At 70.8% G+C, this 22,677-nt stretch carries 23 protein-coding genes; 10 read left to right on the forward strand and 13 right to left on the reverse strand.

Annotated elements, in window-relative coordinates:
* Window positions 1-190 precede the first annotated feature (190 nt).
* Window positions 191-763 carry a GNAT family N-acetyltransferase gene (locus ACFVYK_RS34875; RefSeq protein WP_389780752.1) on the forward strand — a complete coding sequence of 191 codons (573 nt, stop codon included), beginning with the start codon at window positions 191-193 and terminating at the stop codon, window positions 761-763.
* Window positions 764-804: 41 nt separating this feature from the next.
* Here the strand turns inward: ACFVYK_RS34875 and ACFVYK_RS34880 are convergent, their stop codons facing one another.
* The 6 genes from ACFVYK_RS34880 to ACFVYK_RS34905 form a co-directional block, all read right to left on the reverse strand.
* The gene (locus ACFVYK_RS34880; RefSeq protein WP_389780753.1) at window positions 805-2,445 is read right to left on the reverse strand and encodes a type VI secretion protein; all 1,641 of its coding nucleotides are present in this window, start codon (window positions 2,443-2,445) and stop codon (window positions 805-807) included.
* A 16-nt stretch (window positions 2,446-2,461) separates the two neighbouring features.
* A complete protein-coding gene (locus ACFVYK_RS34885) occupies window positions 2,462-3,892 on the reverse strand; it encodes an ATP-binding protein (protein ID WP_389780754.1) in 1,431 nt (476 codons plus the stop codon).
* A 9-nt stretch (window positions 3,893-3,901) separates the two neighbouring features.
* Entirely contained in the window at window positions 3,902-5,461 is a 1,560-nt protein-coding gene (locus ACFVYK_RS34890) for an SCO6880 family protein (protein WP_389780755.1), read from the reverse strand.
* Window positions 5,458-6,804, reverse strand: a complete 1,347-nt coding sequence (locus ACFVYK_RS34895; RefSeq protein WP_389780756.1) for a hypothetical protein — start codon at window positions 6,802-6,804, stop codon at window positions 5,458-5,460. Before ACFVYK_RS34895 ends, ACFVYK_RS34890 begins: the two co-directional genes overlap by 4 nt.
* The gene (locus ACFVYK_RS34900; protein ID WP_389780757.1) at window positions 6,794-7,642 is read right to left on the reverse strand and encodes a hypothetical protein; all 849 of its coding nucleotides are present in this window, start codon (window positions 7,640-7,642) and stop codon (window positions 6,794-6,796) included. Before ACFVYK_RS34900 ends, ACFVYK_RS34895 begins: the two co-directional genes overlap by 11 nt.
* A 201-nt stretch (window positions 7,643-7,843) precedes the next feature.
* Entirely contained in the window at window positions 7,844-8,152 is a 309-nt protein-coding gene (locus ACFVYK_RS34905; protein ID WP_003991275.1) for a hypothetical protein, read from the reverse strand.
* Between the two features lie 661 nt (window positions 8,153-8,813).
* Here ACFVYK_RS34905 and ACFVYK_RS34910 point away from each other — a divergent pair.
* Together ACFVYK_RS34910 and ACFVYK_RS34915 are read left to right on the forward strand one after the other, a co-directional pair.
* Window positions 8,814-10,037, forward strand: coding sequence for a phosphatidylserine/phosphatidylglycerophosphate/cardiolipin synthase family protein (locus ACFVYK_RS34910; RefSeq protein WP_389780758.1), 1,224 nt, complete (start codon window positions 8,814-8,816; stop codon window positions 10,035-10,037).
* A 172-nt stretch (window positions 10,038-10,209) separates the two neighbouring features.
* Window positions 10,210-10,380 (forward strand): hydrophobic protein, encoded by a 171-nt coding sequence (locus ACFVYK_RS34915; RefSeq protein ID WP_389780759.1) that lies wholly within the window; start codon window positions 10,210-10,212, stop codon window positions 10,378-10,380.
* Between the two features lie 97 nt (window positions 10,381-10,477).
* On the opposite strand, the gene ACFVYK_RS34920 is transcribed toward ACFVYK_RS34915, so the two are convergent.
* Complete coding sequence (locus ACFVYK_RS34920; RefSeq protein ID WP_389780760.1) at window positions 10,478-10,738, reverse strand: DUF397 domain-containing protein; 261 nt, start codon at window positions 10,736-10,738, stop codon at window positions 10,478-10,480.
* A 331-nt stretch (window positions 10,739-11,069) separates the two neighbouring features.
* On the opposite strand from ACFVYK_RS34920, the gene ACFVYK_RS34925 reads away from it, so the two are divergent.
* From ACFVYK_RS34925 to ACFVYK_RS34935, 3 genes are all read left to right on the forward strand, one after another.
* On the forward strand, window positions 11,070-11,816 hold the full coding sequence (locus tag ACFVYK_RS34925; protein WP_389780761.1) for a trypsin-like serine peptidase: 747 nt from the start codon (window positions 11,070-11,072) through the stop codon (window positions 11,814-11,816).
* Window positions 11,817-11,973: 157 nt separating this feature from the next.
* Complete coding sequence (locus ACFVYK_RS34930; RefSeq protein WP_389780762.1) at window positions 11,974-12,981, forward strand: NlpC/P60 family protein; 1,008 nt, start codon at window positions 11,974-11,976, stop codon at window positions 12,979-12,981.
* A 168-nt stretch (window positions 12,982-13,149) separates the two neighbouring features.
* Window positions 13,150-13,860, forward strand: coding sequence for a phosphatase PAP2 family protein (locus ACFVYK_RS34935; protein ID WP_389780763.1), 711 nt, complete (start codon window positions 13,150-13,152; stop codon window positions 13,858-13,860).
* Between the two features lie 85 nt (window positions 13,861-13,945).
* On the opposite strand, the gene ACFVYK_RS34940 is transcribed toward ACFVYK_RS34935, so the two are convergent.
* Window positions 13,946-15,535, reverse strand: a complete 1,590-nt coding sequence (locus ACFVYK_RS34940) for an FAD-binding oxidoreductase (RefSeq protein ID WP_389780764.1) — start codon at window positions 15,533-15,535, stop codon at window positions 13,946-13,948.
* A gap of 100 nt (window positions 15,536-15,635) precedes the next feature.
* Window positions 15,636-15,806 (reverse strand): hypothetical protein, encoded by a 171-nt coding sequence (locus tag ACFVYK_RS34945; protein WP_389780765.1) that lies wholly within the window; start codon window positions 15,804-15,806, stop codon window positions 15,636-15,638.
* 144 nt (window positions 15,807-15,950) lie between these two features.
* Here ACFVYK_RS34945 and ACFVYK_RS34950 point away from each other — a divergent pair, with 144 nt between their 5' ends.
* Both ACFVYK_RS34950 and ACFVYK_RS34955 read left to right on the forward strand, forming a co-directional pair.
* Window positions 15,951-16,865, forward strand: coding sequence for a hypothetical protein (locus ACFVYK_RS34950; protein ID WP_389780766.1), 915 nt, complete (start codon window positions 15,951-15,953; stop codon window positions 16,863-16,865).
* A gap of 148 nt (window positions 16,866-17,013) precedes the next feature.
* On the forward strand, window positions 17,014-17,205 hold the full coding sequence (locus ACFVYK_RS34955) for a hypothetical protein (protein WP_389780767.1): 192 nt from the start codon (window positions 17,014-17,016) through the stop codon (window positions 17,203-17,205).
* Here ACFVYK_RS34955 and ACFVYK_RS34960 read toward each other — a convergent pair.
* Window positions 17,191-17,607, reverse strand: a complete 417-nt coding sequence (locus tag ACFVYK_RS34960; protein ID WP_389780768.1) for a metal-sensitive transcriptional regulator — start codon at window positions 17,605-17,607, stop codon at window positions 17,191-17,193. The two genes, ACFVYK_RS34955 and ACFVYK_RS34960, sit on opposite strands and share 15 nt — an antisense overlap.
* A 215-nt stretch (window positions 17,608-17,822) precedes the next feature.
* Here ACFVYK_RS34960 and ACFVYK_RS34965 point away from each other — a divergent pair, with 215 nt between their 5' ends.
* Window positions 17,823-18,443: a DUF47 domain-containing protein gene (locus ACFVYK_RS34965; RefSeq protein WP_069770624.1), complete on the forward strand. Its 621-nt coding sequence runs from the start codon at window positions 17,823-17,825 to the stop codon at window positions 18,441-18,443.
* Window positions 18,444-18,450: 7 nt separating this feature from the next.
* Window positions 18,451-19,449 carry an anion permease gene (locus ACFVYK_RS34970; RefSeq protein ID WP_389780769.1) on the forward strand — a complete coding sequence of 333 codons (999 nt, stop codon included), beginning with the start codon at window positions 18,451-18,453 and terminating at the stop codon, window positions 19,447-19,449.
* Window positions 19,450-19,552: 103 nt separating this feature from the next.
* Here ACFVYK_RS34970 and pstB read toward each other — a convergent pair whose 3' ends face one another.
* The 3 genes from pstB to pstC all read right to left on the reverse strand — a co-directional run bounded on the left by pstB (window position 19,553) and on the right by pstC (window position 22,485).
* Window positions 19,553-20,329, reverse strand: a complete 777-nt coding sequence (gene pstB / locus ACFVYK_RS34975; RefSeq protein ID WP_389780770.1) for a phosphate ABC transporter ATP-binding protein PstB — start codon at window positions 20,327-20,329, stop codon at window positions 19,553-19,555.
* 84 nt (window positions 20,330-20,413) lie between these two features.
* A complete protein-coding gene (gene pstA / locus ACFVYK_RS34980; protein ID WP_389780771.1) occupies window positions 20,414-21,469 on the reverse strand; it encodes a phosphate ABC transporter permease PstA in 1,056 nt (351 codons plus the stop codon).
* A complete protein-coding gene (gene pstC / locus ACFVYK_RS34985; RefSeq protein WP_389780772.1) occupies window positions 21,466-22,485 on the reverse strand; it encodes a phosphate ABC transporter permease subunit PstC in 1,020 nt (339 codons plus the stop codon). Before pstC ends, pstA begins: the two co-directional genes overlap by 4 nt.
* Window positions 22,486-22,677: the final 192 nt, after the last annotated feature.

A 22,677-nucleotide genomic window follows, 5' to 3' on the forward strand; every position in this document is an offset into this window, starting at 1 on the left:
CAGCGCCGATGGTACTGCAGGGGGGACCCTGTGGGAGAGTAGGACACCGCCGAACAAATTGTAGGGGAAACCCCCGCACCTCTTGGTGCGGGGGTTTTCTGCGTTATGCCCACGGTCAACGTTCTGTCGGTCGGGAGCCCTCGGTTTAAAGGGGTGAACGTGGCGGTGCTCGGGCAGTACGGTGCTTTGCATGTACACGTATATGGTGCGGGCTGTCCGGGCGGACGAGTGGGCCTCGGTGAAGGCCCTGAGGCTGCTGGCGCTGCGGGATCCGGTCGCCGATCTGGCCTTCTACGAGACGTACGACGAAGCGGCCGCTCGGCCCGACGACTCCTGGCGGGAGCGGGCGGCCGGCGGGGCCGAGGGGGCGTCCGGCGCCCGGCAGTTCATCGCCGAGACGGCGGACGGGGAGTGGGCCGGGACCGTCACGGTGCTGGTGGAGGCGGCGGGCAGCGTCGACTGGGCCGGAGCGGCCGTCGAGCGGCTGCAGGGCGGCGTCGTCGGGGTGTTCGTGCGCGCCGAGCACCGGGGTGCCGGGGCGATCGAGGCGCTGTTCGGCGCCGCGCTGGAGTGGGCGTGGTCGTGGGGCGCGGAGCGGGTGCGGCTCGTGGTCCACGAGGACAACGGGCGGGCCCTCGCCTGTTATCGCCGGCTGGGGTTCTCGCCCACCGGGGTCGTTTTTGCGGAGCAGCGTGAGATGGAGATGGCGGTCGAGCGGCCGGAGGCGGGCGGGGGTGACGGTCGTCCAGCCGGCGACAGCTGAGGGTGCGGCGGGCGGGTGGCAAGGAGCCTTCGCCCGCGTCGTCACACCGGGAGTTCCTGGTGCGGCCAGCGGGCCTTTGCCTGTTCGCGGGAGCGGAGCAGGGCCAGGGTCGGCAGGCCGCGGTCCTGGCCGGTGGCCAGCAGGTCCGGGAGCTGGGGGATCGGGGCCACGGCCGCGACGTCGTCGAGAACGAGGGCGAGTGGTGGGTCGAGGCGACCGTGGGATGACCGTTCGGCCATGCGCCGGCCGCGCTCGACCACGCTGGAGACGAGGGCCGTGAGCAGCGGCATCGCGCCGGGGCTCGTCCTGGGGTCCTCGAGGGATTCGCCGACCACGTAGAGCGTTCCCCCTTCGTCGGCGAAGGAATCCAAGGCGAGGGCATCAGTTCGGTTGGGAGTGCATGCCTCGCGGATGTTGATCGTGGAGAGTGCGGACAGGGCTCGGGAGGTCAATGCCTGGGCGATGTCCCGGCGTTCGGGGTGCGCGGTGAGGGCCGCTTCGAGTTCGCCGGCCGCTCCCGGGGCCGCTTTGGGGTTGGTGCGGAGGGTGCGGACCGCTTCCTGGATTCCGGTGCCCTGGGACCAGCGGTGGACGTGTCGGACGGTGCGTCCCTCGATCGCCGCGGCGTGGAGGTAGCTGCGCAGGAGGGTCTCGGCCGTCTCGGCGACCGCCTGGTCCAGACGGGCGGTGGGGCGGACGGGGGCCAGCAGGGCGGCCGCTCTGGCCACCGCGGTGGCCTTGTCCTCGCAGCCCGCGGTGGGGGACCAGTGGAGGCGGGCGGGGGTGTCGCAGCGGTGGGCGGGATCGTAGAGGTGGACCGGGCCCAGCTTGGTCCGGGCGTCCTTGGTGTCCTGCCAGAGGGCGGGGTTCGAGGTGAGGACCAGGGCCGGGCCCTCGGCGTCGCGCACGGCCTGCGCGGCGGCGAGGCGGCGGACGTCCGCGGGGGCGTAGCGCACCCCGGCCTCGAAACGGCTCGCCTCCCACCGGGCCGGCCGTGCCACCGGGGCCGGACCGACCGGCGGTTCAACCGGGGCCGACGCTGGAGCCGATGCCGATGCCGATGCCGATGCCGATGCCGACGCCGGAGCCGGAGCCGGAGCCGATGCCGGTGTGGGCGTTGGGGCGGGCGTCGGTACTGGCGTGGGCTGTGGGGCGGACTGCGGGATGTCCGTCGGAGCAGGTCGAGGGGTCGTGCTCGGTGGGACGGGCGCCAGGGCCGCCGCGGGGGTCGAAGGTCCCGTTTCGGCGCGTGGGGTCGGCACCTCGTGGTGGGGCGGTGGGGTCTGCTCCGGCGCTGTCGGCGGGGTCTGTGCGCGTCTCCTCGCCCGGACCGTCTTCCAGCGGGCCAGTGTCCCTATCGCGAACACCGTCACGACGAAGAGGATCATCAGCTCGCCGATGAACAGGCCCCAGAACAGGCCATAGCCCGGCAGGTCCGGCGCTTCGGCCTCCGGCCAGGCTCCGGCGACGTCATGGGGCTGTGCGACGAGGTGGCGCATGGCCTGCGGAGTACGGGTGAAGGCGATGCCCGAGGGCCAGGAGCCGTGCGCGAAGAGGGCCGCGAGGCCGGTGGCCGTCCAGACCAGCAGCGTCATGCCGAGCAGGAAGGCGAGTATGCCGACCAGCAGGCCGTCGGGGACGCCTCCCTGGCCGTCGCGGCGCTGCTCGTCACCCGGTCTCATGGCCACCCCCGCCCGTCTACGCCACCGTCGACTCGGACGAACCGTCCAAGTCGGCCAGGTGCTGTTCCATGAAGGCCGCCGCCCGGCGTTCCTGTTCCAGCTCGGCGGCGAGCAGGGCGTCGTCGTCGGACATGGTGCGCTCGGCGGAGGATTCCGTCATCGCGCGGTCGGTGAAGACGAGCGGCCGTTCCGTCTCGGTGACGAGGTGTTTCACCACCTGCACGTTGCCGTTGACGTCCCACACCGCGATACCGGGGGTGAGGCTCGGGATGATCTCCACCGCCCACCTGGGCAGGCCGAGGACCCGGCCCGTCGCCCTCGCCTCGTCGGCCTTCTGGGCGTAGATCGTGCGCGTCGAGGCCATCTTCAGGATGGCGGCCGCCTCCTTCGCGGCCGCTCCGTCCACCACGTCGGACAGGTGGTGGACGACCGCCACGAAGGACAGGCCGAGCCGGCGGCCGAACTTCAGCAGACGCTGGAAGAGCTGGGCGACGAACGGGCTGTTGATGATGTGCCAGGCTTCCTCGACGAGGAAGATGCGCTTGATCCGGTCAGGGCGGATCCAGGTGTGCTCCAGCCAGACCCCGACGATCGCCATCAGGATCGGCATGGCGATCGAGTTGCGGTCGATGTGGGACAGGTCGAACACGATCAGCGGGGCGTCCAGGTCGATGCCGACGGTCGTCGGGCCGTCGAACATGCCGCGCAGGTCGCCGTCGACCAGGCGGTCCAGGACCAGCGCCACGTCCAGGCCCCAGGCCCGCACGTCGTCTATGGCGACGTTCATCGCCTCCGCCGACTCCGGTTCGGGGTGGCGCAGTTGCTCGACGATGTCGGTGAGGACCGGCTGGCGTTCCACGATCGTCTCGTTGACGTAGGCGTGGGCGACCTTCAGCGCGAAGCCGGCGCGCTCGTCGAGGCCGTGGCCCATCGCCACCTCGATGATCGTGCGCAGCAGCGCGAGCTGGCCTGTCGTGGTGATCGACGGGTCCAGGGGGTTGAGGCGGATGCCGTGGTCCAGCGCCGCCGCCGGGTCCAGACGGATGGGAGTTATCCCCAGCGCCTGCGCGATGAGGTTCCATTCGCCGACGCCGTCCTCGCCCTGGGCGTCCAGGACGACGACCTGGCGGTCGCGGAAGCGGAGCTGGCGCAGGACGTAGGTCTTCTCCAGGGCCGACTTGCCGTTGCCCGACTCGCCGAGGACGAGCCAGTGCGGGGCCGGCAGCTGCTGGCCGTACAGCTGGAAGGGGTCGTAGATGTAGCCCTTCCCGGAGTAGACCTCGCGGCCGATGATGACGCCGGAGTCGCCGAGGCCGGGGGCGGCCGTGGGGAGGTAGACCGCCTGGGCCTGGCCGGTGGAGGTGCGGACCGGAAGGCGGGTCGTCTCCACCTTGCCGAACAGGAAGGACGTGAAGGCGTCGGTGAGGACGGACATCGGGTCCCGCATGTGAAGCCCCTACCTTCGGATTCCGGTGGCGAACGGGAGGGTGTTCACGAACGCGCGGTGGTGCTCGCGGTCGCACCACTCCAGCTTCAGGTACGACTTGCCGGCGGACGCCCTTATCGTCCGTTTGTCGCGGGCGAGTGCCTCGGGGCTGCGGGAGGAGACGGTGATGTAGCCGACCAGGTTCACCCCGGCCGCGCCGGACGCCAGGTCCTCGCCGCGCTGGTCCAGGCGCGAGTGGGCGGCCACGTCGCGGGGGTCGACGGTGCGGTTCATCTTGGCGGCGCGGCTCGCCTCCGCCTCGTCGTTCGTCTTCTCCGTCAGCATCCGTTCGATGGCGACCTCGGTGGGTTCGAGGTCCATGGTGACGGCGACCGTGCGGATGACGTCCGGGGTGTGGACCAGGAGGGGGGCCAGGAAGTTGACGCCCACCGGGGTCATCGGCCACTCCTTCACCCAGGCCGTGGCGTGGCACCAGGGGGCGCGGGTGGACGATTCGCGGGTCTTGGCCTGGAGGTAGGTGGGCTCCATGGCGTCCAGCTCGGCCGGCCAGGCGTTGCGCTTGGTCATCGCCTGGATGTGGTCGATGGGGTGGTCCGGGTCGTACATGGAGTGGACGAGGGAGGACAGCCGGCCCTGGCCCAGCGGCTGGCGGACGCGGATGTCCGCCTCCTGGAGGCGGGAGCAGATGTCGGTGAGCTCACGGGCCATGACGACGGCGAGGCCGGCGTCGCGGTCGAGTCTGCGGCCGGCCTGGGGGCGGGCGGCGCGGGCCATGGCGTGGGCCTCGGCGGCCAGCTCGCGGGTGAAGTGCATACAGGCGACGAGGTAGGCGCGGTGCTGCTCGCTGCTCGTGGACACCATGGACTGCAGCTGGTCGTAGGAGCGGGCCAGCCAGTCGGGGGACCGCTCGTCGCCCCGGACGGCGACGTCCTTGGCGTGGGCGTCGGGGTCGGCGGGGAGGGTGCGGGCCAGGATCTGCAGGCGGGTGACGAAGCCGTCGCCGTTGGCCACGTGCTTGAGGAGGGTGCCGAAGCGGTCGACGAGGGCCTCCTGGTCCTCGCTGTCGCGCAGGCCGACGCCCGGGCCCTCGATCTCGATCGCGGCCGTCACCGTGCGGCGGTCGGCGTGCAGGAGGACGGCGATCTCGTCGGGGCCGAAGGGCGCGGCCAGCCAGTTGATGCGGCCGATGCCCGGGGGCGGCCCGACCTCGATCTCCTGGCCGTCGAGCCGGGTGCCGGCCTCCACGGCGGACGAGCGGTACGTGGTGCCGCGGCGCAGGGTGCGCTTGTAGCTGCGGTTGATCTCGAACCACTTGTAGAACGTGCGGTGCTTGTACGGCACGTAGACGGCGGCCACGGCGAGCATCGGGAAGCCGCTCAGCAGGACGATGCGCAGGGCGAGAACGGGGACGAGGAGGCCGCACATCATGCCGAGGAACGCGCCGAGGACGATGAGCGCGATCTCGCCGGACTCGCGGTTGCGGCCGACGATCGCGTTGGGCCTGGCGCGGCCGATCAGGTATGTACGGCGGGGCGTGACCGCGTGGGACACGTGGGACTCGGTCGTCAACGCCCTTCACCTCCCGTGCGGTTGGTACTGCTGTTGCGGGTGTTGCCGGCGTGCGGGGTGTTGACCGGGTTGCTCGCGCGGGGCGGGGGCGCGGCGGAGGGGACGGATCCGCCGCCTCCGTTGGAGGTGCGCGAGCTGTGCGCGGCCACCCCGCCGCTGGCGGGGTTGGAGGGGCGGGCCCCGGAGGATCCGGACTGGCCGCCGCCGTTGTTGTCCGCACGGGTGCTGTGCGTCTTGATGCCCTGCGCGACGAGGGTCGCCGGGGAGCTGATGACGGCCGCGGCCTTGCCCTCGGCCCCCTGCATGATGCGGTTGTTGCGGCCGTTGGCGATCTCGTCGCCGAAGCCGGGCACGAAGCGGTAGATCATCGCGCTGGCGAAGATGGCGAGCAGGATGATGGCGAGGCCGGAGACGACGGCGGAGAAGGCGTTCGGTCCGTCGCCGGCGGAGAGCGCCCCGGCCAGCCCGAGGACGATCACTATCACCGGTTTGACCAGGATGACGGCGATCATGATGCCGGCCCAGCGGCGGACGTGGCTCCACAGGTTCTTGTCGACCAGGCCCGCGTAGACGACGGTGCCGAGCAGCGCGCCCACGTAGAGCAGCGCGGCCCGGATGACGAGCTCCAGCCAGAGCACGCCGGCGGCGAGGATCGACACCAGGGACACCACGATCAGCATGATCGGGCCGCCGCCGATGTTCTCGCCCTTGGCGAGGGCCGCGGAGAAGGTGCCGAAGAACGTGTCGGTCTGGTTGCCGGTGGTCTTGGCGAGGACGTCGGTGATGCCGTCCGTGGCGGAGACGACGGTGTAGAGGATCAGGGGGGTGAAGGCGGAGGCCAGGACGGTCAGCCAGAGGAAGCCGACGGCTTCGCCGATGGCGGTGGTGAGGGGGGCTCCGCGCACCGCCCGCTTGGCGACGGCCAGCAGCCACAGCAGAAGCGTCAGCACGGTCGAGGCGGCGAAGACGACGGCGTACTGCTGGAGGAACTTCTCGTTGGTGAAGTCCACGTTCGCCGTGTCCTTCACGGCCGCGCTGAGCTTGTCGACGGTCCAGGAGGCGGCGTCGGCACAGCCCTTGGCGAGGGAGGTGAGGGGGTCGAGGGTGTCGGAGACGCCGGGGTTGGTGGTGGCGCCCGAGCCCGCGTTGCCCTTCTCGCAGTACTTCTTGGCTTCGCCGGGGATGAGACTGCAGTCCAGGCTGCCGGACGGGGACGGCGTCGGCGACGACGTGGGGTCGGGCGAGGGAGCCGCCAGGGCGCGGGTGGCCAGCAGGACGGCCGTGGTCTGAAGGGCCGTCACGACTCCGGCGAGCCGGAGCAGACGGCGCGGCTTACCGGGCATACGTGAACCCTCCGTACTCCTGGATGGCCTTGCTGATCACGTCGGAGGTGGCCGCGGGGTCGTCGCCCGGGACAGGGGTGGGACCGTCCTGCTGGGTGTCGCGGACGATCTTCCAGTCTCCGTCGGTCCACTGGAGGTCGAAGGTCCAGGTCTTCCACGACGAGGTGACCGGGTCGGTCGAGGTGGTCCCGGACATGCCGATGAGGCCCAGATACCAGACGGCGACCTTGGCGGTGCTGTCGGAGTACGACTGGGCCGTCGTGCCGACGGGGACCACGCGGGAGACGAAGGTGTCGCCCGTGGGGGCGTTGCCGTCGGCGTCGAGGCCCATCTTCGCGAGGAAGTCGGCCGAGTACGCCCGGTCCATCGCCGGCTGGAGCCGGGCCGCCGTGGCGGCGGTGTACACGGTGTCGACGAGGTCGTGCCGGCTGTCCTTCTGGAACATGCCGGTCGAGCCCAGCGCGACCGCGAAGTTGGCGGCGGCCGACTCGGCTCCCTGCTGGGTGTGGGCGAAGCCCGACGGGATGCCACCCGTCTTGGACTGCACGGGCTTCGTGCCGGTGGCCGTCGTGCTCGTCGCGACCGGCTTGTCGGCCTTGGGGCCGCCGGTCGACGTCGACGCGGGATCGTCTCCTCCGCGGTTCGCGAAGGCGATTGCCGCGATCAGCAGGACGACGACGCCGACCACGGTGACCAGGCTGCGCGACGACGAGCGGCCGCCCTTGCGGGCTCCGCCGTAGGGGTCGTTCTCGGGCAGGCGCAGGCGTGTTCCGCCGTAGCCGCGGCCCTCCTCGGTGCGCGCGGGTTCGCCGTAGTCGTGTTCGTCGCCGCGAGTCATGCCGCGTACGCCCCCTCGCTGCCGTACCGGAACGCGTAGAAGTACGACGGTAGCCGTGCTGGTTCCCGCGCGGGCGCGGTGTGGTGACTCGACATCAGGGACATCAGGGAAACGCAACCTCAGCCGGTGGGCACGACAGATGGGTGGGGGTGGCGGGCCGGGTGCGCCCGGAGGGGACTGGGGTGGTACGGAGGGTCGCGGCTACACGGCCATGCCGTACACGATCGTGAACAGTGTCCCGAGGGAGCCGATGATGAAGACGCCCGTCAGGCCGGCGATGATCAGGCCCTTGCCCTGTTCCGCACTGAAGGTGTCCCGCAGGGCAGTCGCGCCGATACGTTGCTTCGCCGCGCCCCAGATGGCGATGCCGAGGCAGAGGAGGATGGCGACCGCCATCACGACCTCGATCATCACCTTGGCCTCGTTGCCCAGGCTGCCGAAGGGCCCCCAGTCCGGAGCGATCCCGCCGATGATGGTGTTGATGTCGCCTTTGTCGGCCGCAAACAGCATGTAAGTCACCGCCCCTGGTGGGTAGTTCCGCAGTTCCTCTGCCGGTGCAGAGGTCACGTCTCATTCTCGCTGACGAAGTCGCCGTCGTATGTCGACTTGGCGTCATTCACGGGCCGCATTCGTACGATTGGCTCGTATGGTCACTCTGTGTATCACGACGGGTAACGCCGGGCAATGAGGCCGGAGCGGAACCTGTGGTGTGGTTCCGTCGTTAGCCCACTTCACGGCCCTGCGCCGTTTCTGACGGCTGGTCGGGTGAGCGTACGTTTCGATGGTCTCATGACGAAGATCTCACGGTCCGCACAGAGAACGGCGAACGGCGAACGGGCCGCGGCTGGATGCCGCGGCCCGTTCACCGTTCACCGCGCGTGGCCCCGACGGCCCACCGCGGCTTTTCCGGGTGGCGGAGGTGATGCGGGGTCAGCCGGTGAAGGCGTCCGTGTCCTCGGTGGGCCTCGTGTTCCACACCTTCTCGGCCCGGCCGCGGCCGGTGGACGACATGGAGAGGGCGGTGCCGCTGCGGTCCGGTCGGGGAGCGCGTCGGCCGCCGCCTCCCCCGTCGGGGGCGATGTGAAGGCGGAGTAAAGTCTGCTCGCCGTGTTCCCGCGCCGGACCGGGCCGCGCGGCTCTCCTGTCCCCTCCCGCGCCGGCCGGTGACTTCATGACCAGTACGGACCGGACCGAGCCGACCGCCCCCGACGCCGAAATCCCGGTGCGGGCGACGAGGTTCCCCGAGCGCGCCGACCGCATACGGCGTCGTCTGGAGCGGCTGATCGGCATCGCGGCGACCGAGGGCAACTCCCTCACCGCGCTGCGCAACGGGGACGAGATCTTTCCGGCGATGCTGACGGCCATCCGGGCGGCCGAGCACACCGTGGACATGATGACGTTCGTGTACTGGCGGGGAGACATCGCCCGTGAGTTCGCGCGGGCCCTGGCCGACCGGGCCCAGGCGGGTGTACGGGTGCGGCTGCTGCTGGACGGGTTCGGCAGTCGGCTGATCGAGAAGGAGCTGCTGGAGGAGATGGAGGGGGCCGGCGTGCAGGTGGCCTGGTTCCGGCGACCCCTGACCCTGTCGCCGTTGAAGCAGAACCACCGCTGCCACCGCAAGGTCCTCGTCGTGGACGAGCAGACGGCCTTCACCGGCGGGGTCGGCATCGCCGAGGAGTGGTGCGGAGACGCCCGCAACGAGAACGAGTGGCGCGACACGCACGTCGAGGTCCGCGGGCCGGCCGTGGACGGCGTCGCCGCCGCCTTCGCGCAGAACTGGGCCGAATGCCATGACGAGCTCTTCGACGACCGTGACCGGTTCGTCGCGCACCGCCCCCAGGGCGACGCGGTGGTGCAGGTGGTGCGCGGCTCGGCCAGCTTCGGCTGGCAGGACATGCAGACCCTGATCCGGGTGATGCTGGAGTCCGCCGAGGAGCGCTTCCGGCTGGCCACCGCCTACTTCTCGCCGGACGCCTTCTTCATCGAACTCCTGTGCGCCACCGCCCGGCGGGGTGTGGAGGTGGAGATCCTGCTGCCCGGTCCGTACACCGACAAGCGGGTCTGCCAGCTGGCCGGCCAGCACTACTACGAGGACCTCACCGCCTGCGGTGTGAAGATCTACCAGTACCAGCCGACGATGATGCACGCCAAGGTCATCACCGTCGACGGGGTCGCCGCTCTGGTGGGCTCCACCAACTTCAACCGCCGTTCCCTCGACCACGACGAGGAGATCATGCTGGCCGTGCTGGACCAGGAGTTCACGGCCACGCTGGACGGTCATTTCGACGACGACGTGAAGGCGGCCGAGCTGATCCGGGCGGGCCGCTGGAAGCGGCGCTCCGTGCTGCAGCGGGCGCGGGAGGCCGCCGTGCTGCCGATCCGCCGATTCCTCTGACGCTTCACCCGGCGAGGGCGCCGACCGGTCGCCGGCGCGGCTCCGGGGCCTCTCCGGCGGGTCGTCCGACGCCGGAGACCCTGATGACCCGGAATTCCGCGGTCATGCCTCGAAAATCTGTGTGCGTGAAGGGGATTTCGCGGGGCACCTGACTCCGCGGAGGTTGATAAACATGGTTCCCCTGCTTCTCGTTCTGCTTCTCGTGCTGGTTCTGTTCGGCGCCGGTTTCGCCGTCAAGGCGCTCTGGTGGATCGCCGTCATCGTGCTGGCGGTCTGGCTGGTGGGCTTCGTGGTCCGCCCCGCCGGGCACGGTGGCCGCAAGGGCCGCTGGTACCGCTGGTAAAGGGAAAGATCCGGCACGAAGGGCCCCTCGACGACCGTCGAGGGGCCCTTCGGCTTGGGATCCTCCGGATTGCGACCCGTCATTCGGGAGGGGCACGTCATCCGGGAAACTCGGTTCCGCCTTCCCGCACGCCTTCCGTGAAATGGTCGAATTCGCCCGCGCGGGCGCCCAGGACGAATGCGTCCCACTTACGGCGGTTCGTGGTGACGACGGTCTGCGGATCGTCGGTTCCGCGCAGATAGACGGGGGCCTCGCCGTCGTCCCCCGCGCCGAAGGCGATCTCGATCCAGGGGCCGGGCCCGGTCGCGTCCGGCGGAGCGGCCCGGGTCCAGACGAGGTCGGCAGGGATGTCGGTCACTACGGGCGTCCTTGGTGAGGGTGAGGGTGAGGAGGGGAGGAACGGGCGGAGCGAGGTGAGGGGCGGGACTGCGGGCGGTGTGACGTCCGCAGTCCCGCCCGGATGTACAGATGTACACCAAGGAGCCTCCGCGCGAGCTCGCCGGAGTCACTCCAATGGCCGAACCGCAGCAGGTCGCGACGACCGCCTGCGCGCACCGCCACCCGCACCGCCACTCCCACCGGTCCTCGCACGCGGGTTCGGGAACGGGAAGATTGTGCGGGCGAAGTGCGGGTAGCGTCGAAAGAGGTAACCGACGTTTCTCTCACCTTCGTGGGACACAGTGAACCCGATGAAGCGAAACGCCCTCCTGGGTGCGGTCGTCATGCTGGCCGTCACCTCCGCCTCCGAGGCGGCCGCCGACGGCGGGCCCGGCCCCCTGGGGGTCACGGCCGTCGCGGTGGCGACGCCCCAGACCGCCCGGGTCGGCGCGCTGTTCGCCGCCGAGGACGCCGAGGCCGGAAGATTCGCGGGCGGCCACTTCTGCACCGCGTCCGTCGTGCGCAGCCCGCACCACAACCTCGTCACCACGGCGGCGCACTGCCTCGAAAACCGCGGGGAGATGGTCTTCGTGCCCGGCTACCGCAAGGGCCGGGCCCCCTACGGCGTCTGGAAGGTCGACCGGGTCTTCCTGCCCGACGGATGGGCGCGGAAGCGGGACGAGGACAGCGACGTGGCGTTCGCCGTGCTCGACGAGCGGGAGGCGAAGGGCGTCGAGGACGTCGTCGGCGGCAACCGGTTCGTCACCGGCACGGCCACCGGGGCCACCGCCGTGACCGTCACCGGGTATCCGAACACCGCCGAGGCGCCGGTCCGCTGCACGAACCGGCCCACCGCGCACAATCCCACCCAGCAGCGCATCGCCTGCCCGGGCCTCACCGGTGGCACGAGCGGCAGCCCGTGGGTGAACGGCGACGGACAGGTCGTGGGAGTCCTGGGCGGTCACGAGCAGGGCGGCGCCACGGACGACGTGTCGTACAGCGTCGTCCTGGGCGCGGAGGCCGCGCACCTGTACGGCGCCGCCACCGCCGACCCCTAGGGACGGCCCGGAGGCGTTGCCGGGCCGGCGGGCGCGGTGTCGTCCGCCGCCGGGGGCCCGGTCGGCGCACGGGGTTTTCCGTCGCGTTGTGCTCACCCCGTGGAGAGCGGGCCGCCCCTACACTGTCCGGGGCGGACTCCTGGGCGGTGAGGGGCGGTTGACGGTGCGTAAGACGTGGATCGTGGTGGCCGCCGTCACCAGTGCCGGTACCGCGTTCATGATGGCGCTCGTCATCGGGGTGTACGTCATCGGCGGGAACCTCGCCAACGAGGTGGGCGGCGCGACCAGGCAACTGGCCAAGGGCGCGGTGCCCACCGCCTACCAGTCGCTCGTGGCGCGGTGGGGCAATCTCTGCGCCGCCCTCAATCCCGCGCTGCTGGCCGCTCAGCTCTACCAGGAGAGCGGGTTCAACCCGCGCGCGCAGAGCGGTGCCGCGGCGCAGGGGATAGCGCAGTTCATCCCGGGCACCTGGGCCACGCACGGCGTCGACGGCGACGGGGACGGCGACCGCGACGTCTGGGACCCGAATGACGCGATTCCGTCGGCCGCGTCGTACGACTGCCAGCTCGCGTCGTACGTGAAGAGCGTCCCCGGGGACATCACCCACAACATGCTCGCGGCGTACAACGCGGGGCCGGACGCGGTCATCCGGTACCGAGGGGTCCCGCCGTACGAGGAGACCCGCAACTACGTCAAGACGATCACGACGCTGGAGGAGTCCTTCGCCGCCCCCGTCACCCGGGTCGACCCCTCGAAGCAGGCCGCCGGGGCCATCTACTTCGCCCAGAAGAAGCTCGGCACGCCCTATCTCTGGGGCGGGAACGGCACCGCCGACCAGGGCGGACGCTTCGACTGCTCCGGTCTGACCAAGGCCGCCTACGACAGCGTCGGGATCACCCTGCCCCGCGTGGCCAACGACCAGTACAACGCCGGGCCGCACCCCAAGCGCGGCGAGCTGCTGCCCGGGGACCTGGTCTTCTTCTCCACCGACCCCGGCAACTCGCGGGCCATCCACCACGTGGGGATCTACGTGGGCGGCGGGTACATGATCGACGCGCCGTACACGGGCGCCGTCATCCGGTTCGACCCCATCGACACGGCCGAGTACTTCGGGGCCACCCGGGTCACCGAAGATGGCGCGAAAGCGCTCCCGACGACGGTCTGAGGCGGCTCGTCACCCCCGCTCTGAGCTGCGGGGATCTGTCTCTCTTCGATAACGTCTGAGTGATCATTCAGTGGAGAGTGGAACGTATCAACCGGGGCCGTGCGTTCCTGTTGGAGCGGGCGCGTGTGAGGCGCGCCGAGCGGAACACGACGAAGGGGCCGCAGCACCATGGCTGGACTCGCCGAATCCGGGTCGAACCCCGACGTCGACCTGCTTTATGACATCAACGGGCTGGCCAAGGACGCGCCGCACTGGCTCGACCGGGTGGTCGAGTTCGTGGGCGAGTACGGGCTGCTGCTCGCCATGGTGCTGCTGATCGTGTGGTGCTGGTGGGGAGTGCGGCGGCGGCCCGGCGGGGCCGAGGAGGCCGCCTCCTCCGTCGCCGCCCTGGTGTGGGCGCCGCTCGCCGCCGGGGTGGCCGTGCTGGTGAACGTGCCCATACGCGGTTTCGTGGAGCGGCCCCGGCCCTTCCGGGACCATCAGGGGCTGGAGGTGCTCGTCTCCGGCAAGACCGACTACTCCTTCGTCAGCGATCACGCCACCCTGACCATGGCCATGGCCGTCGGACTGTTCGTCGCCAACCGCAGGTTCGGGCTCGTCGGGATAGGAATCGCCCTGCTCGAAGGGTTCTGCCGGGTGTTCATGGGCGTGCACTACCCCACCGACGTGGTCGGGGGGTTCGCGCTCGGGACCGCGGTGACGCTGCTGCTGTCGCCCATCGCCTCCATGCTGCTCATGCCGGTGCTGAAGGCCGTCGACCGGTCGCCGCGGGCCGGGTGGCTCGTGCGCGGCCGGGACGCCCGGGCCGGGGAGCGGGACGGTGCGGCGGCCGGCGCGCGCCCCGAACTCGCCGCGGAGGAACGGGACCTCGCCGCCTAGCCCCTCGTAGCCCCTCGGCCCTCCGACCGTCCGGAGGCGGTCAGGGGGCGGGCGGCCCGGGCGCCGCACGGGGCCTGAGGGGCGCTCAGAGGGCCTGGGGGTAGGTGAAGAAGCCGTTGGGGTCGTACTGCTTCTTCAGCTGCGTCAGACGGGGGAGCGCCGCGCCGTAGTAGGCCTTGCGCCAGTTCGTCAGCGTCGGGTCCGCGTAGTTCTGGTAGGCGGCGCCCGAGGCGTAGGGGGCCATCGCCCGGTGGGCCGTGTTGAGCCAGGACTGCGCGGTTGTGCCCGTCGTCCCAGCCCGCCAGGAGGCGATGTACTGCGCCAGCATGCGCGAGCGGCGGTGGACGAACGCCGTGGCCGTGGGGGAGACCCGGTTCACCGCGCCGCCCAGGGCCGTCAGGGCGATGCTGCCCGAGCCGCCCTGGACCGTCCTGATCTGCTTCAGCAGGGCCTGGATGCCTCCCGCCGACAGCGAGACGTCGAAGAAGTCCGAGCGGGCCGCGTACGTCTCGCGGCCCAGCGCACCCTGCGGGGAACGGCCAGGGGTGGAGCCCGGCAGATGGCACCGGGCGTCGGAGGAGAAGGACGAGCAGCCGGCGTAGACCTCCATCGCCTGCTCGTAGGTGCGGCGGCGCAGGGAGACGCTCGCCGCGGGTGCGCCGACCCGGTCCGCGAGCCGGTCCACCGCGTTCTGGAGCTGGCCGTACGTGCCGATGCAGAACGCGGAGACCGAGACGGTGGGCGTGCCGCCCGGCGCGTTCGCCACGTGGAGGGACGACCAGATCTCGTCGGGCTGGGACGGCCCCCACTCCTGCCAGGCCTTCACCACCGCGGCCGCCCTCGACCAGGGCCAGGTGAGGTAGGCCGTCACGGCCTGGGGGGCGGGGTGGGTCGTGAACTCCAGCTCCGTGACGACGCCGAAGTTGCCGTTGCCGGCGCCGCGCAGCGCCCAGAACAGGTCCTTGTTCGTCGTGGCGTCGGCGGTGAGCTGCCTGCCGTCCGCGGTGACGATCGTGGCCCGGGTGAGGCTGTCGCAGGTCAGGCCGTAGGCGCGGGAGACGACCCCGTGGCCGCCGCCCAGCACCAGGCCGGAGACGCCGACCGTCGGGCAGGACCCCGCCGGGATCGTGACGCCCTTGGCGGCGAGCGCCCGGTAGACGTCGATCAGCTTGGCGCCCGCGCCGACCACGGCCGTGCCGCCGCTCGCCCGGACCCGGTTCAGCCGGGAGACGTCGATGATCAGCCGGCCGTCGCCCGAGGACCAACCGCCGTAGGAATGGCCGCCGTTGCGGATCGCGACCTTGGTGTGGTGGGCGCGCGCGTACGCCATGGCGGTACGGATGTCGTCGGCGTGGGCGACATAGGCCACAGCCGCCGGCTTGAGGCCGTCGAAGCGGGTGTTGTAGAGCTGACGGGCCGTGGCCCAGGACGTTTCGCCGGGACGGACCAGGGTGCCGTCCAGGTCATGGGCGAGCGCCGCCCAGGTGGCGGGGGCGGAGACGCTGGTCGTCGTCAGCGCCGCTCCGGTGGTCCCGGTGGTCCCGGTGGTCCCGGTGGAGCCGGTGCTCCCGGCGGGCCCGGTGGACGCGCTCGCGCTGCCGCCGGTCGCCTTGCACGCGGTCGCTGCCGCCGCGATCGCGGCCGTGCCGCCCGCGATGAACGTACGCCGTTCCATGTCCTGCGCCTTTCCTCGGCCGCCCGTCGCCTGCACCGAGCGAGACGGGGTCGGCGAACCACAGGTTCCGGCGGGCCCGAGCGGTGACGGAACGGTGACGTCAGTCGCGCAGGTGGGCCTCCGCGTCCGATCTCGCGAGGCTTCTCGCCCTGCGGGCCGGACCGCGCCACCCGCAGGTGCAGCGGGCCAGACAGAACCGGCCCTGTTCGACGGTCGTGGTGCTGTGTTCCCCGGTGGGGCGGGAAGGGGCCGAGCCGTCCTGCGATGTCACGAGGACAACGGTACCCAGTTTCCGGCACAGGACCCGTACGGCGGTCGCCGGCCCGCAGCCCCGCGTGACGGGGGGCACTCGGCCGTCGTTAGCCGGTACGGCAGCAGGCCCGTGACGGACTTACCGGCTGGGGGTAGACAGGCCATGACGGAACGCCAGCGCAGGCAGCGGGGCGCCGCGGTCCTCTCGGGGATCGTGGCCGGGTTGTGCGTGTGCGCCGCCGGGTGTTCCGCGACCGGGGACGCCGCCGAGGACGGCCGGGCCGGCGATCCCGTCGAGATCCTGCACCGGGCCGCCGACGCCCTCGTCGAAGCGGGCACGTCCAAGGCGCGTACGTCGATGGAGATGGCCACCGGCGGGACCCGCGTCACGATCCGGGGCCAGGGGGTCTACGACTACCGCCGGCAGCTCGGAGAGCTGAAGGTGCTGTTGCCCCAGGATCCGTCCGGGACCAGCGAGCACCGGCCGATCACCGAACTTCTCGCGCCCGGGGCCCTGTTCATGAAGAACCGGGGCGCGGGTGTGCCGGCTGACAAATGGGTGCGGGTGGAGACGGCGACCCTGTCCGACGGGAACCTGGTGACCGGCGGGGCCACCGATCCGTTCGCTGCCGCCGAGGTGCTGCGGGGGACGCGGACGGCGACGTACGTGGGCAGGACCGAGGTGGCCGGGACGGCGGTGCGGCACTATCGCGGGACCGCCGACCTCGCGGTGGCCGCGCGGGACGCGTCGGCGGGCGGACGCGACTCGCTGCGGGCGGCGGCGAGCGGGTTCGCCACGGCGCGGGTGCCGTTCGACGTGTATCTGGACGACGAAGGGCGCATCCGCAAGATCCGGCACCGGTTCAGCTTCCTGAACGGACGGGCCGCGGACGACGGGCGGCACGGACAGGCCGGACGGGCCGGGCGCGGCGAGCAGGCCGGGCGCGGCGGACAGGGCGGGCGGCGACAGGCCGTCGCGGTCGCCTCCACGACGCTGCTCTACGACTTCGGCGCGCCCGTCGACGTGCGGCTGCCGGCGGCGGGGGACATCTACGCGGGCCGGATCGCCGAGGACTGAACGCGCTCCGGTGGTCGGCTTCGACCCGCTTCGACCGGCTTCGAGTGGGTGATTTCGGCCACGGGCGGCACAAGGACTAGCCCGTCCGTGCCATGCGCGCGGTGTATAGCGCTCCCTACTCTAGGAAGTCGGTGACGGCAGGGACGAGGTGACGCGCGTGGCTCCGGGCGGCGGTACGGCAGTTCAGGACCACGTGGCCCTCGCCGAGATCGAGCTGTGCGGGGAGCTGATCATCGCGGCCTCGGCGGCCGGCGAGGAACGGCTCAGCATGGAGAGCATCGACCAGGTGCTGCGGGTCGGCGAGGAACCGGACGGGCCGGTCGGCTCAGGTGCGCAGTAGGCGGGCGATCGCCTTCGTCGCCTCGTCCACCTTTGCGTCGATCTCGTCGCCGCCCCTGAGCGCCGCGTCGGCGACGCAGTGGCGCAGGTGCTCCTCCAGGAGCTGCAGGGCGAACGACTGCAGGGCCTTGGTGGACGCCGAGACCTGGGTGAGTATGTCGATGCAGTAGGTGTCCTCGTCGACCATGCGCTGCAGGCCGCGGATCTGGCCCTCGATGCGGCGCAGACGCTTGAGGTGCTCGGCCTTCTGGTCGTGGTAGCCGTGGACCGTCGTGGCGGCGGACCGTCCGGTTTCGGCCATGGCGGCGTGTTCGGGGCCGCGGCCGGGCTCGGCGGCGGGCTCCGGGCTGTGGTCCGCCTCGGAGGCGGAGGGGGCTTCCGCGCCGGCCTCGGTGGTCGTCATGGTGTCCTCCAGCGCTCCAGCTCAAGACATATACCCCTACTGGGTATATCGTACCGAACTTTGGCGGGTACACGGTCGTCGCGGGTACTCCGCCGGTCGCCCCCCTGCCGGTCGCCGGGGCTGATGGGCGACACTGGTGGACGGCCCATTAGCCGTGGCCGGATGATGCGCCTAGCATCAGCCTGACCGAAACCGATGCATCTTGAGGACCCCACGTGCGCTTTCGTCTGACCCCCAGGGAGACGAGCTTCTACGACATGTTCGCCGCGTCCGCGGACAACATCGTCACGGGCTCGAAACTCCTGATGGAACTCCTCGGGGCGGACACCTCCGCCCGGGCCGAGATCGCAGAGCGTATGCGGGCCGCGGAACACGCAGGCGACGACGCGACGCACGCGATCTTCCACCAGCTGAACTCCTCGTTCATCACGCCCTTCGACCGCGAGGACATCTACAACCTCGCGTCCTCCCTCGACGACATCATGGACTTCATGGAGGAGGCCGTCGACCTGGTCGTCCTCTACAACGTCGAGGAGCTGCCCAAGGGCGTCGAGCAGCAGATCGAGGTGCTGGCGCGGGCCGCGGAGCTGACGGCCGAGGCCATGCCGAACCTGCGCACCATGCAGAACCTCACCGAGTACTGGATCGAGGTCAACCGGCTGGAGAACCAGGCCGACCAGATCCACCGCAAGCTGCTCGCGCATCTCTTCAACGGCAAGTACGAGGCCATCGAGGTACTCAAGCTGAAGCAGATCGTGGATGTGCTGGAGGAGGCCGCCGACGCCTTCGAGCACGTGGCCAACACGGTGGAGACCATCGCGGTCAAGGAGTCCTGAACCTTTCATGGACACCTTTGCTCTGATCGTGACCATCGGCGTCGCGCTCGGATTCACCTACACCAACGGCTTCCACGACTCGGCGAACGCCATCGCCACGTCCGTCTCCACCCGGGCCCTGACGCCGCGTGCGGCGCTGGCGATGGCGGCGGTGATGAACCTCGCCGGCGCGTTCCTGGGGAGCGGCGTCGCGCATACCGTCAGCAAGGGGCTGATCGAGACCCCCGAGGGTTCCAAGGGGATGGGGATCCTGTTCGCCGCGTTGGTCGGGGCGATCGTGTGGAACCTCGTCACCTGGTACTTCGGGCTGCCTTCGTCGTCGTCGCACGCGTTGTTCGGCGGGATGGTGGGGGCCGCGCTCGCGGGTGGCACGGAGGTGATCTGGTCCGGCGTGCTGGACAAGGTCGTCATTCCGATGTTCGTCTCGCCGGTGGTGGGTCTCGTCGTCGGCTACCTGGTGATGACGGCCATCCTGTGGCTGTTCCGGCGGTCCAATCCGCACAAGGCCAAGCGCGGTTTCCGGATCGCCCAGACCGTCTCCGCGGCCGGCATGGCGCTGGGACATGGTCTGCAGGACGCCCAGAAGACGATGGGCATCGTGGTGATGGCCCTGGTCATCGGCGATGTGCAGGGGCCGGACGCCCCGATCCCGGTGTGGGTGAAGATCGCCTGCGCCGTGATGCTGTCGCTGGGCACCTACGCCGGCGGGTGGCGCATCATGCGGACGCTCGGACGCAAGATCATCGAGCTGGATCCGCCGCAGGGGTTCGCCGCCGAGACGACGGGGGCGTCGATCATGTTCACGACGGCGTTCCTGTTCAAGGCGCCCATCTCGACGACGCATGTGATCACCTCGGCGATCATGGGCGTCGGGGCGACGAAGCGGATCAACGCGGTGCGCTGGGGCGTCGCCAAGAACATCGTCCTCGGGTGGTTCATCACCATGCCGGCGGCCGGGGTGGTCGCGGCCTGCGCGTTCTGGATCGTGGACCTGGCGTTCCTGTAGCCGAGGCCCCCAGCCGCCGCGAGCCCGCCCCCCGGTAGCCGGGGGGCGGGCTCTTTGCGGCCTCGCGGTGGCACCGCCATGCAGCACCGCGAGGGGTCCGGGGTCAGCCGAAGCGGCCGGAGATGTAGTCCTCCGTGGCCTGGACCGAGGGGTTGGAGAAGATGCGCTCCGTGTCGTCCAGCTCGATCAGCCGGCCGGGCCGGCCGACCGCGGACAGGTTGAAGAACGCCGTGCGGTCGGAGACGCGGGCGGCCTGCTGCATGTTGTGCGTCACGATGACGATCGTGAAGCGTTCCTTCAGCTCGCCGATCAGGTCCTCGATGGCGAGAGTGGAGATCGGGTCGAGGGCCGAGCAGGGCTCGTCCATCAGCAGGACGTTCGGTTCCACCGCGATCGCCCGCGCGATGCACAGCCGCTGCTGCTGTCCGCCCGACAGGCCCGATCCGGGCTTGTTGAGGCGGTCCTTGACCTCGTTCCAGAGGTTCGCGCCCTTGAGGGACTTCTCGACGATGTCCGCGAGGGCGGACTTCTTGTAGTTGCCGTTCAGCCGCAGGCCCGCCGCCACGTTGTCGAAGATCGACATCGTCGGGAACGGGTTCGGACGCTGGAAGACCATGCCGACCTCGCGGCGGACGGACACCGGGTCCACGCCCGCGCCGTAGAGGTCCTCGTCGTCCAGGAGCACCTTGCCCTCGACGCGGCCGCCCGAGGTCACCTCGTGCATGCGGTTCAGCGTGCGCAGGAACGTCGACTTGCCGCAGCCCGAGGGGCCGATGAAGGCCGTCACCGAGCGCGGCTCCACCGTCATCGAGATGTCTTCGATCGCCTTGTGGGATCCGTAGTAGGCGGTCAGCCCGCTCACGTCGATTCGCTTGGCCATGTCTTCTGCTTCACTTCCCGGTCGTATGGATCAGTCGCCGTGGCCGCTTCAGCGACCCGGCCGCCCGGCGGCGGCCGCACAGTGTCAACGGGGGGCCTTCCAGCGGGCGAGGCCGCGGGCCACCAGGTTCAGGATCATCACGAAGGCGATCAGCGTGAGCGACGCCGCCCAGGCGCGGTCGTACGCCGCCGTCGAGCCCGCGCTCTGCGCGTACTGCTGGTAGATGTACAGCGGCAGCGACGCCTGCGCGCCCTCGAAGGGGTTCGCGTTGATGAACGGGTTGCCGAAGACCAGGAGCAGGACCGGGGCCGTCTCGCCGGCGATGCGGGCGATCGCCAGCATCACGCCCGTGATGATGCCTCCGATCGACGTCGGGACCACCACCTTGAGAATGGTGCGCCACTTGGGGACGCCCAGGGCGAGAGAGGCCTCGCGCAGCTCGTTCGGGACGAGCTTCAGCATTTCCTCAGTCGAGCGTACGACGACCGGCATCATCAGGATCGCCAGGGCGAGCGAGCCCGCGAAGCCGAACGGCTGCATGTCCAGCATCAGCATCAGGCTGAGGATGAACAGGCCGGCCACGATGGACGGGATGCCGGTCATGACGTCCACGAAGAACGTGACCGCCTTGGCCAGGCTGCCGCGGCCGTACTCGACCAGGTAGATCGCCGTCAGGATGCCGATCGGGGCGCCGATCACGGTGGCGAGCCCGACCTGCTCCAGGCTGCCGAGGATCGCGTGGTAGATGCCACCGCCCGGCTCGCTGTCCGCGACCACGCCCATGGAGTGGGTCAGGAAGTAGACGTCGAGGACCTTCACGCCCCGCGTGATCGTCGTCCACAGGAGCGAGACCAGCGGGACCACGGCCAGCAGGAACGCCACCCAGACCAGACTCGTCGCGATCCGGTCCTTGGCCTGACGGCTGCCCTCCACCTTCGCGGCGATGCCGTAGGTCCCGACGACGAAGAGGATGCCGGCGATCAGGCCCCACTGGAGCTTGCTGTCCAGGCCGCCGGCGAGACCGATGACGACCGCCAGGGCGACGGACCCGGCCGCCAGGGCCCAGGAGAACCACTTGGGCAGACTGGCGCCCCGCAGGGTGCTCGGGGTCTTGTCGGCTACTGCGCTTGCGTGGCTCATGCGTTGGCCCCCGAGTACTCCTTGCGGCGGGCGATGATCATGCGTGCCGCGCCGTTGACCAGCAGGGTGATGACGAACAGGACCAGGCCGGAGGCGATGAGCGCGTCACGGCCGAACTCCGTCGCCTCGTTGAACTTGCTGGCGATGTTCTGGGCGAAGGTGCCGCCGCCGGGGTTCAGGAGGCTGGCGTGGATGTCGAAGTCCGGGGAGAGCACGGTGGCCACGGCCATCGTCTCGCCGAGCGCGCGGCCGAGGCCCAGCATGGAGGCCGAGATGACTCCGGAGCGGCCGAAGGGGAGCACCGACATGCGGATGACCTCCCAGCGGGTGGCGCCCAGCGCCAGGGCCGCCTCCTCGTGCATCTGCGGGACCTGGCGGAAGACCTCGCGGCTGACGTTGGTGACGACCGGGAGGATCATCACCGCCAGCAGGATGCCCACCGTGAGCATCGAGCGCGGGGCGCCCTGGTCCCAGGAGAAGACGCCGGTCCAGCCCAGGTAGTCGTCCAGCCAGCCGAACAGGCCGTCCATGTGCGGGACGAGGACCAGCGCGCCCCAGAGGCCGTACACGATGGACGGCACGGCGGCGAGCAGGTCGATCACGTACGAGACGGGGCCGCTCATCCGGCGCGGGGCGTAGTGCGTGATGAACAGGGCGATCGCCACGGCGATCGGGACCGCGATGACCATGGCGATGACCGAGGAGACCACCGTGCCGAAGGCCAGCACCGCGATGCCGAACTTCGGCGGGAGGAGGCTGGTGTTCCACTCGAAGGCGGTGAGGAAGTTCGCGTCGTCCTTGCTGATGGCCAGGTAGGCCCGGTAGGTGAGGAAGACCGCGATGGCGGCCATGATCACCAGCAGGAAGATGCCCGAGCCGCGGGAGAGGGCGAGGAAGATCCGGTCACCGGGCCGGGTGGCGCCGCGGGCCGCGCGCTTCTGCTCGGCAGACGGGGGCGGCGGGGCCGGGGGAGGTGGGGTGTCGTCCGTGTCTGTCTGCTGTGTCGATATGTCCATGGGGATCTCCGGTCTGCGGAGCCGCCTGCGGGTGTGGGCGGCTCGGGTGGGGCCGGATCGCGGGTGGCCCCTGGCGGCGGTGCACCGGACGGGCGGGGGGCCGCGGCGGCGGCCCCCCCCCCGCCCCCCCCCGCCCCCGCCGCCGAGAAGGGCGACGAGGGAGCAGCGCAGGAACGGGCGCCGGAGTAGGCC

Origin of the sequence: Streptomyces sp. NPDC058291, from assembly GCF_042880855.1 — a bacterium.
Lineage (GTDB): Bacteria > Actinomycetota > Actinomycetes > Streptomycetales > Streptomycetaceae > Streptomyces.

Excerpts from the sequence above, each read along its gene's own strand:
- ACFVYK_RS34925 (WP_389780761.1), top strand. The coding sequence starts at position 11,070 with ATGAAGCGAAACGCCCTCCTGGGTGCGGTCGTCATGCTGGCCGTCACC.
- ACFVYK_RS34895 (WP_389780756.1), bottom strand. The coding sequence starts at position 6,804 with ATGCCCGGTAAGCCGCGCCGTCTGCTCCGGCTCGCCGGAGTCGTGACG.
- pstA (WP_389780771.1), bottom strand. The coding sequence starts at position 21,469 with ATGAGCCACGCAAGCGCAGTAGCCGACAAGACCCCGAGCACCCTGCGG.
- ACFVYK_RS34935 (WP_389780763.1), top strand. The coding sequence starts at position 13,150 with ATGGCTGGACTCGCCGAATCCGGGTCGAACCCCGACGTCGACCTGCTT.
- ACFVYK_RS34875 (WP_389780752.1), top strand. The coding sequence starts at position 191 with ATGTACACGTATATGGTGCGGGCTGTCCGGGCGGACGAGTGGGCCTCG.
- ACFVYK_RS34970 (WP_389780769.1), top strand. The coding sequence starts at position 18,451 with ATGGACACCTTTGCTCTGATCGTGACCATCGGCGTCGCGCTCGGATTC.
- ACFVYK_RS34910 (WP_389780758.1), top strand. The coding sequence starts at position 8,814 with ATGACCAGTACGGACCGGACCGAGCCGACCGCCCCCGACGCCGAAATC.
- ACFVYK_RS34905 (WP_003991275.1), bottom strand. The coding sequence starts at position 8,152 with ATGCTGTTTGCGGCCGACAAAGGCGACATCAACACCATCATCGGCGGG.
- ACFVYK_RS34950 (WP_389780766.1), top strand. The coding sequence starts at position 15,951 with ATGACGGAACGCCAGCGCAGGCAGCGGGGCGCCGCGGTCCTCTCGGGG.
- ACFVYK_RS34940 (WP_389780764.1), bottom strand. The coding sequence starts at position 15,535 with ATGGAACGGCGTACGTTCATCGCGGGCGGCACGGCCGCGATCGCGGCG.
- ACFVYK_RS34915 (WP_389780759.1), top strand. The coding sequence starts at position 10,210 with ATGGTTCCCCTGCTTCTCGTTCTGCTTCTCGTGCTGGTTCTGTTCGGC.
- pstC (WP_389780772.1), bottom strand. The coding sequence starts at position 22,485 with ATGGACATATCGACACAGCAGACAGACACGGACGACACCCCACCTCCC.
- ACFVYK_RS34885 (WP_389780754.1), bottom strand. The coding sequence starts at position 3,892 with ATGCGGGACCCGATGTCCGTCCTCACCGACGCCTTCACGTCCTTCCTG.
- pstB (WP_389780770.1), bottom strand. The coding sequence starts at position 20,329 with ATGGCCAAGCGAATCGACGTGAGCGGGCTGACCGCCTACTACGGATCC.
- ACFVYK_RS34900 (WP_389780757.1), bottom strand. The coding sequence starts at position 7,642 with ATGACTCGCGGCGACGAACACGACTACGGCGAACCCGCGCGCACCGAG.
- ACFVYK_RS34960 (WP_389780768.1), bottom strand. The coding sequence starts at position 17,607 with ATGACGACCACCGAGGCCGGCGCGGAAGCCCCCTCCGCCTCCGAGGCG.
- ACFVYK_RS34880 (WP_389780753.1), bottom strand. The coding sequence starts at position 2,445 with ATGAGACCGGGTGACGAGCAGCGCCGCGACGGCCAGGGAGGCGTCCCC.